The 13,172-nt window shown below is 61.3% G+C and carries 9 protein-coding genes and 1 pseudogene; 8 read left to right on the top strand and 2 right to left on the bottom strand.

What is annotated here, in order from left to right:
- Nucleotides 1-169: 169 nt before the first annotated feature.
- A complete protein-coding gene (locus tag CY658_RS01175; protein ID WP_257884610.1) occupies nt 170-895 on the bottom strand; it encodes a YqaJ viral recombinase family nuclease in 726 nt (241 codons plus the stop codon).
- Nucleotides 896-1,010: 115 nt separating this feature from the next.
- Nucleotides 1,011-2,000, bottom strand: coding sequence for a DUF932 domain-containing protein (locus CY658_RS01170; RefSeq protein ID WP_101488494.1), 990 nt, complete (start codon nt 1,998-2,000; stop codon nt 1,011-1,013).
- Nucleotides 2,001-2,804: 804 nt separating this feature from the next.
- Between CY658_RS01170 and CY658_RS01165 the strand changes: the two genes are divergently transcribed.
- The 8 genes and pseudogenes from CY658_RS01165 to tnpC all read left to right on the top strand — a co-directional run.
- Nucleotides 2,805-3,170: a hypothetical protein gene (locus CY658_RS01165; protein ID WP_101488493.1), complete on the top strand. Its 366-nt coding sequence runs from the start codon at nt 2,805-2,807 to the stop codon at nt 3,168-3,170.
- Between the two features lie 110 nt (nt 3,171-3,280).
- Complete coding sequence (locus CY658_RS01160) at nt 3,281-4,570, top strand: TolC family protein (protein WP_257884609.1); 1,290 nt, start codon at nt 3,281-3,283, stop codon at nt 4,568-4,570.
- A gap of 9 nt (nt 4,571-4,579) precedes the next feature.
- Nucleotides 4,580-6,175: an efflux RND transporter periplasmic adaptor subunit gene (locus tag CY658_RS01155; RefSeq protein WP_101488491.1), complete on the top strand. Its 1,596-nt coding sequence runs from the start codon at nt 4,580-4,582 to the stop codon at nt 6,173-6,175.
- A 12-nt stretch (nt 6,176-6,187) separates the two neighbouring features.
- Nucleotides 6,188-9,436: a CusA/CzcA family heavy metal efflux RND transporter gene (locus tag CY658_RS01150; RefSeq protein WP_101488490.1), complete on the top strand. Its 3,249-nt coding sequence runs from the start codon at nt 6,188-6,190 to the stop codon at nt 9,434-9,436.
- Between the two features lie 66 nt (nt 9,437-9,502).
- Nucleotides 9,503-9,922, top strand: coding sequence for a hypothetical protein (locus CY658_RS01145; protein ID WP_101488489.1), 420 nt, complete (start codon nt 9,503-9,505; stop codon nt 9,920-9,922).
- Nucleotides 9,923-10,039: 117 nt separating this feature from the next.
- Nucleotides 10,040-10,465 (top strand): hypothetical protein, encoded by a 426-nt coding sequence (locus tag CY658_RS01140; protein WP_143713517.1) that lies wholly within the window; start codon nt 10,040-10,042, stop codon nt 10,463-10,465.
- Nucleotides 10,466-11,397: 932 nt separating this feature from the next.
- Entirely contained in the window at nt 11,398-11,802 is a 405-nt protein-coding gene (locus CY658_RS01130) for a transposase (RefSeq protein WP_101488487.1), read from the top strand.
- Nucleotides 11,738-13,075: pseudogene (gene tnpC, locus CY658_RS01125) on the top strand (IS66 family transposase); the annotation flags it as partial. The gene CY658_RS01130 and the pseudogene tnpC, both read left to right, overlap by 65 nt.
- Between the last annotated feature and the right edge of the window lie 97 nt (nt 13,076-13,172).

Here is a 13,172-nt window from a genome sequence, read left to right as displayed (position 1 = left end):
ACTTGGAGGACAGGCGCGAGGCATCGCCCACGAGCTCGAAACGGAGTTGCGCCGGCGCGCTGGGGCACCGTTCACGCACTACGACACGCTGGACTTGCGGCCTCTCGAGACGAGATCGGCGCCACGTCGATGGTGGTCGCTCTGGCGAAGGCGTTGACGTCCTCACGCTTCACGGCATGGACTCGAACACCGGGGCGTCCTCGTCTCGTGGAGGCGGCGCCTGATCGCGTTCGACACAGCGCCAGAACATCCGCTCCTGTCTGATCAGCCGCGAAATCTCGGCCTCGTCGCGTTCGATACGATAGATCTGCAGGTCCTGGCCGCCTAGCAGCACGACCACATCGGCGGCGCGCAAACCGGTGACGGCTAGCAAATGCATGACCCGAAGCCGCATGTACTCAGGGACGCCGTGAGCCCACAAAGGTGCGACGTCCATGCCGACACACAGGCACTCAAGTAGCTGGACATCCGGCGCGTCCAAGACCTCGCGCGTGACAGTGGCGAGCATCCAGGGATGCTTTGGGTGCTGCTGCGTGGCGTTGACTTGCCGGATCCGGCGCCCGGTCCTGTGGGTGTAGTGCGCGGCCACGATCGGCTCGAGCAGCCGACTCCAGTATGCGAAGCTGTGGTCCTGGATCCGCGCCGGGTGCAACAGGTCCTGTCGACCCGTCTTTTCCATCCAGAGGCGGATGTGGGATTTGAAGGGATCCTGTCCGACGACAGCGGCTGCATCGCGGTTTCCGATGCCGGCTTCTGGGGTGTGGGGTTTGTCGAGCTGGCGATCAACGATCACCGTCGGGCCCGGCATCTTTGACGTTGAGACCAGGTGCAGCGCGGCGCGCTTTGTGGTTGCAAGGCTCGCAGCTCGCAAACGTTCAGCACGTGTGTACATCATGTTTTTTCCTTGAAAGGAGTGCCCATAGTCAAAAGCCCCGTCCTCCTGGTGGAGGGACGGGGCTTTTGGTAAGGGGGACGTGGTGGAGAGGCGGTGCCGAGGTTGGTTGTCTGCCTCATGAAGTGAGCTCAAGCGCGTGGTCCAGCGCTCGCTGCTTCAGTGCGGCGCCCTGACCGAACCAGGCACTGTCAAGGCGGTACTCGCGGTTGCGGGCACGTCGTTCGTGGTCGACGTATTCGGTCATTGCACTCAGCAGGCCCCAGGCAGTGCCCCGAGCGGCTGCGAGTTCGGCGCCACGGCCCTTGCCTTCGTACAGTTGCAGAACCTTCCGGGCCGCCAACGCGCGCGGCATGGACTGCGAATCGGTCTTGAACGCAGTGGGCTGATTCAGCTCGCCTGGTCCGTAGAGCACGCGTTGAATGTAGGTTTCTACCTCCTTGCTCTTGACCTTGCGCTCGGACAGGGTCTTCATGCGATGCATGAAGTTGTCCCATAGCGACACAGCAATGCCCAATTGGCGTTTGATCGCGCCGGCGTCGAAGCTGGTGCTGTGCGGCACACGGATGGCGTTGCTGCTCGCGCCGTTGATGGCCATCGTGAGGGTGTTGTGGCAGACGACCCGCACCGTCGTCGGGGTGACGGTGGTGGCCAGGGTGCCGTCGCAGGAGGTAGCAAGCAGCAGGTAGCCCTCGACAGCGTCCGAGCCCTTGAGCACGGCGTGCTGGCCGGTGCGCGCCAGAGCCCAGAATTTGCGCCCCGCCTTGAGGACCCCGGCCGTTTCCATCTCGTAGCCAGAGACCTCGGTGAGGTCCCGGTAGAACTCGAGCACTGCTTGAGGCTGGACCACTTGGTAACGACTACTGACCACCGACAGGGCCGCCTTGGTATCGCTGCGGTAGAGAACCTTCTGTTCCTCGAAAGATTTGAGGGCCTGCAACCCGCCAGTGCGCTCGCTCATGTAGTGCACGGGCGTCTCGCAGATGGTCCAGTCCATGCCTGCCTGCTGGGCCCAGACTTCCAGAGGTTGCTTCGCTGGGAGCTGGTGGCCCAGCAAGTGCCAGGGAGTGGCACCGGTGTAGGCCATGTTTTCGATGAGGTGAGCCATGAGTGATTGATTTCCTTTTGAGAGTGAACACATGCGTAAGCCCGCGCCGGCTCGCCGCAAGAGCAGCGTCCGGGCGGGAATTCACGCCTACTTCCAGTTGATTTAGTGGATGACAGAAATGCGCGATCGCGACGGCACGAATGCCATCGATATTGCGCATCTGAGAACGGGAGGACAGACTCTGCTCGAGTGAACGGGTGAGTAATGCGAATGTCTGATCCCATTTCACCTGGCCTGCTCATAGTGAGTGAGTCAAGAGAAATGCAATGAAGTGGCAACTGCTCTACTGTTCTCGGGGGAGTGATATAGGTCTGAAAAAAACTGGAATCGGAGCTCGGGGAGCTTCAACGAAAAACGCAGGCACTTCTGCACGATTCGCCCCCTTGCCGAGACGCAGAGGTCACTGCAGGGCCGCGCGTCGACGTCTTGTCGACGGCACTGAATCCGCTGCTCAACGAGCGGGTTGACGCCCATTGGCTCATCGCGCCTTGTTGTCGGGCACTTGAAGCGTTTTGCATGAGGCCGCCATTACAGGGAGATCGCTGCCCCGCCTTCTAGGCTGCCACGCGGTCGACATCGACTTGCAGCACACACGCCACCACCGAGCTGCCACGGGCGGACGGTCCAGATTACAGCAATGTAATCTTGAAGTTCACGTTCTTGGCAAAATAGCTCATAGGATCGCGGTCGCAAGTCCCGCCTACCCTACCTATCCCTTCGCGCTCCATTGGCGCTCTGCACATTCCAGGTTCTGAGTGACCTCGAGTCGTGTGCGCCTTCATGCTGCATATATAAAATTCCTCGATGGTCCGCCGCTTACTCGTCGTTTTGATGCTTTTGCTACCCACCCAGTTCACTTGGGCGGCGGTCGCGACCTATTGCGAGCACGAAACCACGCCAGCTTCGTTTCATATCGGGCACCATGACCATCAGCATCAGGCGACCTCCTTGGACCTCGTGCAACAAGAAGCGGATCTTGCGGACAAACCCATATTCCCTGAACACGACGACTGCAGCTACTGCCAAACCGGCGTAGCCCAGTTTGGAGCGGCCTTGGACACGTCCTTCGTGGGTCCTCAGGGCCTCTCCTTTGTAGGAGCAACGTCCAAGCCCTACAACTTCAGGGTCGACGAGGACATCGATCGCCCGAAATGGATGCGCGCCGGTTGACCCGGCGCGCATCTGTCTTTACTTTTTCGCTCACAAACGATGTTCTGACGATCGCGCCGGATTCCCTTGTCTCGTTCCTTTGACTGGAGAATTCGATGTGCAGGTTTATCGTGCCGTTCGCGCTCGCGCTTTCGGCATTCGCGGGCAGCAGTGCGCTCGCTCAAGGCAGCAGCGCGGGTACGCCCCCTGTGCCGAATCAGGCTCCTTTGCCTGTTGTTCCAACTTCTCCGCCCCTTACCTTGGCGGCCGCGATCCAGATCGCCCTGGATGGAAATCCCGAAATCGCTTCTTCGCGACGCGAGGTCGAAGCGATGGAGGGTGCGCGCGTCCAGGCCGGTGTCTTCCAGAATCCCACGCTGAGCGTCGAGGTTGAAGATGTGCGGCGCGACACACGCACGACCACAGTACTGCTGAGCCAGCCGTTCGAGCTTGGCGGCAAGCGGGGCGCACGTATCGAGGCGGCAGAGCGTGCCATCGATGTCGCGCGCGTGCAGCTCGAGACAAAGTACGCAGACATCCGGGCGAATGTGACGGCGGCATTCTTCGCCACCCTGATCTCGCAGGACCGTGTGCGACTGGCGCAAGCATCGCTCGAACTTGCGCGAACCGGCAGTGAGACAGCAGGCAAGCGCGTCACTGCGGGCAAGGTATCTCCGGTCGAGGAGACGAAAGCCAAAGTCGCGGAAGCCAATGTCCGACTGGAGTTGGTCCAGGCGCGTGGTGAGTTGCAAACAAACCTCTATCAGCTTCGTGCGCTGACGGGACCGACTGCGGTGTTTGACGCGGTCGACGGCAATGCGCTGCAGATTCCCAAGCCGCAGGCCCAGGAGACCATCGAGGATCGGATCACGAACGCGCCCTCCATGCGGCAGGCACGTCTGGAAGTAAAGCGATACGGCGCTCTCTCGGAACTCGAGAAGGCCAAGCGCATTCCGGACATCACCCTGAATGCAGGAACGATGCGTTCACGGGAAGTCGGGCGCAGCCAGGCGGTCGTGGGCATCTCCGTGCCATTGCCCATCTTCGACACCAATCGGGGAAACATCACGGAGGCGCTTCGACGTCAGGACAAGGCGGAAGAGGATGCTCGTGCGCTCGAACTCAGGCTGCGTGCCGACGTAGGTGGCGCGCGCCAGCGATACGTCACCACCCTGGCCGAGGTCGAGGCACTCCAGTCGGACATCCTGCCGGGTGCACAGACTGCATTTGACGCAGCCGCCAAAGGTTTCGAACTGGGCAAGTTCAGCTACCTGGATGCCCTCGACGCGCAGCGTACTTTGCTGCAGGCACGTTCGCAGTACCTGAGGTCGCTCTCCGAACTGCATCGCTCCATCACTGATCTGGACCGCCTGCTTGGCGGCCCCGCCGCTGCAAGCGGCTCCCCCGTCTCCAATCCTTAAGGACCGATCATGGCCAACTCTTGGCAGTCGACGCTCGGCAAGCCCGGGCGCAAGCAGCTTTTCATCATCATTTTTCTCCTCATCGTCGGTGCGGCCGCAGGTGCGCTCATATTGCGCGGCGGCTCATCCAAGAAAGCGGTCGAGGGCGGGGGTCATGCCCAGGAATCGGCCAAAGGCGAGGATGGGCACGGTCACGGCAAGAGCGCCAAGGACGACGGCCACGGGCACGGCAAATCCGAAGAGGGCGGACACGAAGAGGAATCCGCACCCAAGGGCCCCAACGGCGGACAGCGTTTCACGGAAGGCGACTTCAGCATCGAGCTGAAGCTGGCCGAGGAGAACGGCGAGCCAAGGTTCAAGGCATGGCTCTATGACAAGGAAAAGCCGATCGCGCCGACCGACGCCGAGGTAACGGTCACGTTGAATCGCCCGAACGGCGACCAACAAGAAGTCAAGCTGGCGCCGGTCGCAGGCGTTCTGACGAGTCAGCAGACGGTGGCGGAGCCTCATATCTTCGAAGCCACGATCGCCGTGCAGACGCCGAAAGAACCGTACCTGTTCACGTTCAATCAGCAAGAGGGCAAGGTCAACATGACCGACGCCCAGATCAAGGCATCGAGCATCACGCTCGATACCAGCACGCCAGAATCGATTCGCAGTGGGCTCCAGTTCCCGGGCGAGATCCGCTTCAACGAGGACCGCACTGCGCACATCGTCCCGCGGGTCGCCGGCGTCGTTGACAGCGTCAGTGCGAACCTCGGGGAACGGGTCAAGAAGGGGCAGGTACTGGCGGTCGTTTCCAGCGCCGCGATCTCCGAGACCCGTTCCGAACTTCAGGCTGCCCAGCGGCGGCGCGAGCTCGCCAAGACCACCTACGATCGCGAAAAGTCGCTCTGGGAACAGAAGATTTCGCCAGAGCAGGATGTCCTCCAGGCCCAGCAAGCGCTTCGTGAAGCAGAGATCAGCGTGGCCAATGCGACGCAAAAGCTGCTGACTGTCGGCGCCTCAACCAGCAGCAGTTCTCTGGGGCGCTTCGAGCTGCGCGCACCCTTCGACGGCATGGTCGTGGAAAAGCACATCGCCCTGGGTGAATCGGTCAAGGAAGACGCGAGCGTGTTCACCATCTCCGACTTGTCCAATGTGTGGGCCGAGATGAACGTTCCAGCACGCGACCTCCAGCAGGTGCGCGTGGGTGAGCGTGTCGTCGTGCGATCAGGCGCCTTCGATGCAACGACCAACGGCACCGTCGCTTACGTCGGCTCTCTGATCGGCGAACAGACCCGTACTGCACGTGCTCGCGTGGTGTTGCCCAACCCTCAAGGTGCCTGGCGACCGGGTCTCTTCGTCAGTGTTGAAGTACTCGCCAACGAAGTCATCTCGCCCGTGACGGTTGCTTCTTCTGCTCTGCAGACCGTCGAGGACAAACCTGTCGTCTTTCTCAAGGTCCCTGGCGGATTCGTGCCGCAGCCTGTGCAGATCGGCCGCACGGATGGCAAGCGTGTGGAAATCGTCAGCGGCCTGAAGGCGGGCGCGACGTACGCTGCCGCGGGCAGCTTCGTTGTGAAATCCGAGCAGGGCAAGGGCTCTGCGACCCATACGCATTGAGGCGGAACACGCATGTTTGAACGCATCATTCGCTTCGCCATCGAACAACGATGGCTGGTTTTGCTGGCTGTGGTGGCCATGGCAGGCCTTGGCGTATACAGCTATCAAAAGCTGCCGATTGACGCTGTCCCGGACATTACCAACGTCCAGGTTCAGATCAATACCAGTGCTCCTGGCTATTCACCGCTGGAGACGGAACAGCGCGTGACCTTCCCAATCGAGACTGTCATGGCGGGCCTGCCTGGGCTGCTTCAGACACGCTCGTTGTCGCGCTATGGTCTCTCGCAAGTCACCGTGATCTTCAAGGACGGAACTGACGTCTACTTTGCGCGCCAGCTCGTCAACGAACGTCTCCAATCTGCAAGCGGCGAGATGCCTGAAGGCGTCCATCCGCAGGTCGGTCCCATCTCCACGGGTCTCGGCGAAATCTATCTTTGGACGGTGGAAGCGAAGGACGGAGCAAAGAAGCCCGATGGCACCCCGTACACCTCGACGGACCTGAGAGAAATTCAGGACTGGATCATCAAGCCGCAGCTGCGCAACGTGGCCGGGGTCACGGAAATCAATTCTATCGGCGGCTACGAGAAGCAGTATCAGATCGCCCCTCTTCCAGAGAAGCTGTCCGCGTATGGGCTGTCGATGGCGGACGTGGTCAAGGCTCTGGAGCGCAACAACACAAACGTTGGCGCAGGCTATATCGAACGTCGCGGCGAGCAGTACCTCATCCGTGCGCCTGGCCAGGCGCGAGGCGTGGAGGATCTGCGCAACATCATTCTTTCGAGCAACGGAAGCACGCCGGTGCGCGTGCGTGACGTCGCGGAGGTCGGGATCGGGAAGGAACTGCGCACAGGTGCTGCGACCGACAATGGTCGTGAGGTCGTGCTGGGCACTGTTTTCATGCTGATCGGCGAAAACAGCCGCATCGTTTCGCAGGCTGTCGCGAAAAAGATGGCGGACATCAACCGCACGCTTCCTGAAGGCGTCGAAGCTATCACCGTCTACGACCGGACCGTGCTCGTCGACAAGGCGATCGCCACGGTCAAAAAGAACCTGCTCGAAGGCGCGGTGCTCGTGATCGTGGTGCTCTTCCTGTTCCTGGGGAACATGCGTGCCGCAGTGATCACGGCGATGGTGATTCCGCTGTCGATGCTGTTCACCTTCACCGGCATGGTCAATCAGAAGGTCAGCGCCAACTTGATGAGTCTGGGCGCGCTCGACTTCGGCATCATCATCGACGGTGCGGTCGTGATCGTGGAGAACTGCGTGCGCAGGTTGGCTCATGCTCAGCACAGGCACGGGAGACCACTGACCCGCAAGGAACGCTTCCACGAAGTCTTCGCCGCTTCTCAGGAGGCTCGCCGCGCGCTGCTCTTCGGGCAACTGATCATCATGATCGTGTATCTGCCCATCTTCGCGCTCACTGGCGTGGAAGGGAAGATGTTCCATCCGATGGCCCTCACCGTTGTGATCGCCTTGCTCGGCGCGATGATTCTGTCAGTCACATTCATTCCCGCGGCCGTTGCATTGTTCATCGGCAAGAAAGTTTCGGAGAAGGAAAACCGCCTCATGGGCTGGGCCAAGAAAGCGTATGAGCCGATGCTGGTACGCGTGCTCGAGGCCAAGGCGGTGGTTCTCACAGTGGCCGGCATTGCAGTGGTCCTCGCCGGCTTGCTGGCAACCCGACTGGGCAGCGAGTTCATCCCGAACTTGAACGAGGGTGACTTTGCCGTGCAGGCGTTGCGCATCCCCGGAACGAGCCTGAGTCAGTCGGTGCAAATGCAGCAGCAGCTGGAACGCACGCTCAAGGAGAAATTTCCGGAGATCGATCGCATCTTTGCGCGAACAGGCACTGCGGAGATCGCCTCCGACCCCATGCCGCCGAACATCTCGGATGCGTATGTGATGCTGAAGCCGGTGGATCAATGGCCGGAGCCCAGGCGCACGCGTCAAGAGGTTCTTCAGGGGGTGCAGAAGGAAGTCGCCAAGATCCCGGGCAACAACTACGAGTTCTCGCAGCCCATCCAGTTGCGTTTCAACGAACTGGTCTCGGGCGTGCGGGCCGACGTCGCCGTGAAAGTCTTCGGCGACGACATGGATGTACTGAACAAGACGGCGCGAGAGATCGAAGGTGTGCTGAAATCGATCCCTGGCTCAGCCGAAGTCAACGTGGAGCAGACAACAGGTCTGCCGATGCTGACGGTCAACATCGATCGAGACAAGGCCACGCGCTATGGGCTGAACATCGCGGATGTCCAGGACACCATCGCCACTGCAATCGGCGGTCGCAATGCAGGCACCCTCTTCGAGGGGGATAGGCGCTTCGACATTGTTGTCAGGCTGCCGGACAACGTGAGAGGCGACCTCGAGGCGATCAAGCGCCTTCCCATCGCGCTGCCCGCCAGCGCGGCCGCGGCCGACGTCGTCGGAGCCACGTCCGTTGCCGGCGCTGGAGCAAACGCTGCCCGCGTGAACTTCATTCCGTTGGGCGAGGTCGCCACACTGGAACTGGCGCCGGGCCCGAACCAGGTGAGCCGGGAGGATGGGAAACGTCGCATCGTCGTCAGCGCCAACGTACGCGGCCGCGATCTCGGGTCCTTCGTCAGTGAAGCGACGGGAGCACTCGATTCGCAGGTGAAGATCCCAACCGGTTACTGGACCACGTGGGGCGGCCAGTTCGAGAACCTTCAGTCTGCCACCAAGCGTCTGCAGATCGTGGTGCCTGTCGCGCTGCTGCTGGTCTTCACGCTGCTGTTCGCCATGTTCGGCAACATGAAAGACGGGTTGATCGTATTCACCGGCATTCCGTTTGCGCTCACCGGCGGCATTCTGGCGCTGTGGCTGCGTGACATCCCGTTGTCGATTACCGCGGCCGTCGGGTTCATCGCGCTGTCGGGGGTCGCCGTTCTCAACGGCCTGGTGATGATTTCCTTCATCCGGAACCTTCGCGAAGGGGGCGCGTCGTTGGACCACGCCATTCACGAGGGTGCGCTCACCCGCCTTCGCCCAGTGCTTATGACCGCGCTCGTCGCATCTTTGGGCTTTGTGCCGATGGCGATCGCGACAGGCACAGGGGCCGAGGTGCAGCAGCCGCTCGCGACAGTGGTGATCGGTGGGATTCTTTCCTCAACGGCACTGACGTTGTTGGTGCTGCCAGTGCTCTATCGACTGGCACATGGTCGAGACGAGGAGGAGGCGGTGTTCAACGAGGCTCAGAAGCAAGCTGCTTTGGAGCATGAGATCCCTCCACAGCCAGCCGCCTAGGGTCAGTGCCGTGATTGCCCCCGCACGGCCGTTCAACGGGGGCGCCATTCATACCTAAGAGCCATCATGAAACTCGCAACATTCATCGCAGCCGCGACGCTGGGCATTTCGAGCGGCGCATTCGCTGCCGACGATCACAAAGGGCACGAGCACGAAGGCAAGGGGGCAGCAGCCCATAAGGATGAGGCCAAGCCCGCGCATGGCGGCATCGTGACGGTCGCAAAGGATGTGAGCTACGAACTCGTTGCTCGGCCCGATCTGATTTCCCTGTACGTGTCTGACCACGGAAAACCAGTGGATCTCGCAGGCGCTACCGCCAAGGTGACCTTGCTGTCGGCGGGAAAGAAGGAGGAAACCACGCTGGTGCCGGCTGCGGACTCTCTCCAGGCCAAAGGCACTTTCGCCGTGGGCGCGGGAACCAAGGTGGTCGCCAACGTTTCCCTGAAGGGCCAAGCACCCCAGCCCATCCGCTTCAGCCTCAAGTGAAAAGCTGATAACCAAACTGTAATCTGGCAGTTAGAAGTCTGGAGGACTGGACTTTTAAAGTTCACTCACGCAGTCGAGAACGGCTGCGTATGAACGTACCAATCCAAGGACTTTCTCATGCAAATCTCCTCGCTTCGACTGCCCCTCGCCTCTATGTTTCTCGCTGCCGCGGCGGTTCCAGCTTTCGCCGGCAACTATGCAGAAGGCGACCCGCGCCCTGTTGCGCAAACTTCCAACGTTTCCAGCCCTGCCGTGGCCGCAGAGACACGTGCCTGGATGGCCGCCGCTCCCACGCTCGGCTACCCGGAAGGCAATCCTCAAGCCGTCGCGCAGGTGCAGCAAAAGACCCGCGCGGCGGTGCAAGCCGACACGATGAACTGGATCAGGTCTGGCCTGGGCGCTCTCAGCTACAGCGACGCATTCGCAAACGGCAACCATCCGGCCTACGCCAAGGCAAGCCGCGCATATGCACAGCTTCGTGGCTCGGGCGACGCGGCCAGTGCTTCGCTGACGCCAGTCGACGGAAATGCCGTCACGCGCTGATTCGAAGGGGTCGCTGCCCGCTGCAGCAAGTTTGCAGGCAACTGACCCGCGCAGACAAGACATAGCCTCCAGTCGCAAACGCCAACACCTAGCCTCGGTATCCACGAGGCGGATAAATCAGGACACCACGCTGGGACCATCCAGGTGGTATTCTTTTTTCATGACATTTCAATGACCAATATGTAATCCGGTTGCAGGCCAAGTGTTCGAAAGGCTTTCTACAGTCGTTAAGCGCCCCGGACTTTTCGGGGCGGGATACAACAAGGAGACCTTATGTCGATTCGCACCCTTCGTTCCGCCGCGGCCGCAGCAGCCGTCATAGCCGCCGCTCTTTCAGCCGCAAGCGTATCCGCCGCCGGCGCCTACCACCCCACGCCCAATGAGGCCGGTGCGACTTATCGCCCGGAGCATGCCTCCACGCGGACCCGTGCAGACATCGACTCCGACTTGAACTCGGCAATGAAACAACCCGCCTGGAATTCTGCGAGCCGAGGCGCCCCGTGGCCTGTCGCCAAGACGGGTGAGCCCAAGACTCGCGCACAGGTAGTCGCTGAACTCGACACGGCAATGAAGCATCCCGCATGGAACTCGGTAAGCCGCGGTGCACCTTGGCCGCCGGTGCGGAACAACTCGAAGTGAAAAGCAAGCGCTCTCTCCCTGAGCGCTGATCCTGCTTTCGCGACGATGGACCGCCAGCGACTTCGTTGGTCATGACGGAGGACTCCTAGGTTGGTGGCATCGACGTCACGCGACTGATTGAAAACAGAGATTCCCTGGTCCAACGCGAGAACTGGTTGTTCCGAGGTATGAGCTCAATCCAATCGCGTGCGCAAAAGGGCCACGTCGGTAAGCGTCCGGCCAACCCGTCTTGATTCCCGCCAGCGAGCCTAGGAGCATCGTGTTCACTACTCCACTTATTTCTTGGCGGACACGTGAACACTATCGAGACGACGGTGAAGGGAGATCGGCGCCGCAGGCGTCGTCATACCGATGAGTTCAAGTCAAACCTGGTCGCCGCCTGCTCTCGACCTGGCGTGTCGATCGCCTCAGTGGCATTGGCCAATGGCATCAATGCGAACCTGTTGCGCCGCTGGATCGAACAAGGTGGTCCACGGTTGCCCAGCGCCGACTCTATCGAGACGACTTTCGATATGCCGCGGGATCAAGCCAAGGCGGCATTCGTGCCCGTGCAGCTCGACGCTACGCCCTCGTCGACAGCATCTGACATCCGCGGATGGTGCCTGAGCACTGTTGCCGGCATGATCACTGTCCGTGATTGCCGACGACATCGACACACTGGACCCACAGGAGCTTCGCGAGAGGCTGCGCAAGGCTGACGCTCAGTTGGCGTTCCAGAAGTCGATCATTGACAAGCTCACGCACGAGAACGCGATCCTCAAGCGACTGAAGTTCGCCACCAAGAGCGAGGCTTACAACGCCGAGCAAAAGAGCTTGCTCGAGGAGACGCTGGACACGGATCTGGCCGCCGTTGCGGCGGAGATCGAGGCGCTGCAGGCAGCGAGGACGTCCCCTGCTGAGAAGCAAAAACCGAAGCGCGAGAAGCTGCCCGCGAACCTGCCGCGCCGCGAGATCCATCACGAGCCCGAGAACACCACCTGCGGGTGCGGCGAGCCGCTGCAGCGCATTGGTGAGGACGTGGCCGAGAAGCTCGACTACCAGCCGGGCGTGTTCACGGTCGAGCGCCACATCCGCGGCAAGTGGGTGTGCAGGTGCTGCGAGAAGATCACCCAAGCGCCGGTGCCGGCTCACGTCATCGACAAGGGAATGCCCACCGCCGGCCTGCTGGCACAGGTGCTAGTGGCGAAGTACCTGGACCACCTACCGCTGTACCGGCAGGAAGCGATCTTCGGGCGTGCGGACCACATCATCGCTCGCTCGACGCTGGCCCAGTGGGTTGGCGAGTGCGGCACGCAGCTGCAGCCGCTCGTAGACGCGCTGGCAGCAGAGCTTCTTCGACACAACGTGCTGCACGCGGATGAGACCCCGGTGGCGATGCTCAAGCCTGGAACCGGCAAAACGCACCGAGCGTACGTGTGGACCTACTGCACGACGCAGTTCAACCCGGTCCAGGGCGTCGTGTTCGACTTCGTCGACAGTCGCGGTGGACAGCACGTGCGCGACTTCCTGAAGCTGAGCGCAACCGCTGCCAAGCCGAGGTGGCAGGGCAAGCTCGTCACCGATGACTTCAGCGGCTACAAGGCGTGCTTCGAACTCGGGGTGACTGAGGCCGGGTGCATGGCTCACGCGCGGCGCAAGTTCCACGAGCTATGGGTCAACCACGGTAGCCTGGTCGGCGAACAGGCGCTGAAGTTCTTCGGTCCACTGTACGACGTCGAGCGCGAGGTGGCGCGGGCTGATAGCGGCAGCAGACTCGAACTCCGACGATCGCGATCAAGGCCGGTGGCCGATGCGTTGCAGCAGTGGATGCGCCAGCAGCGCCAGAAGATCCCCGACGGATCTGCGACCGCGAAAGCAATCGACTAAAGCCTCAGGCGCTGGGATGCGCTCACACGCTTCCTCGAAGATGGCGACCTGCCAATCGACAACAACTGGGTAGAAAACCGGATCCGGCCGATCGCACTCGGCCGCCATAAGGTGAACTGCGTGCTTATGCGAAGTCGTATGTTCGTGTTCGGCGGAAGCACAGCTAAGTCGGGCCCTGGCGCGGCCTCCAGGCTGCGATGGA

Source organism: Variovorax sp. RO1 (assembly GCF_002849325.1).
GTDB lineage: Bacteria > Pseudomonadota > Gammaproteobacteria > Burkholderiales > Burkholderiaceae_C > Variovorax.
This window is presented reverse-complemented; position numbering and strand designations above follow the sequence as displayed.

Coding starts and splice junctions, on each gene's coding strand:
- CY658_RS01170 (WP_101488494.1), bottom strand. CDS start 2,000: ATGGCTCACCTCATCGAAAACATGGCCTACACCGGTGCCACTCCCTGG.
- CY658_RS01155 (WP_101488491.1), top strand. CDS start 4,580: ATGGCCAACTCTTGGCAGTCGACGCTCGGCAAGCCCGGGCGCAAGCAG.
- CY658_RS01145 (WP_101488489.1), top strand. CDS start 9,503: ATGAAACTCGCAACATTCATCGCAGCCGCGACGCTGGGCATTTCGAGC.
- CY658_RS01175 (WP_257884610.1), bottom strand. CDS start 895: ATGATGTACACACGTGCTGAACGTTTGCGAGCTGCGAGCCTTGCAACC.
- CY658_RS01150 (WP_101488490.1), top strand. CDS start 6,188: ATGTTTGAACGCATCATTCGCTTCGCCATCGAACAACGATGGCTGGTT.
- CY658_RS01165 (WP_101488493.1), top strand. CDS start 2,805: ATGGTCCGCCGCTTACTCGTCGTTTTGATGCTTTTGCTACCCACCCAG.
- CY658_RS01140 (WP_143713517.1), top strand. CDS start 10,040: ATGCAAATCTCCTCGCTTCGACTGCCCCTCGCCTCTATGTTTCTCGCT.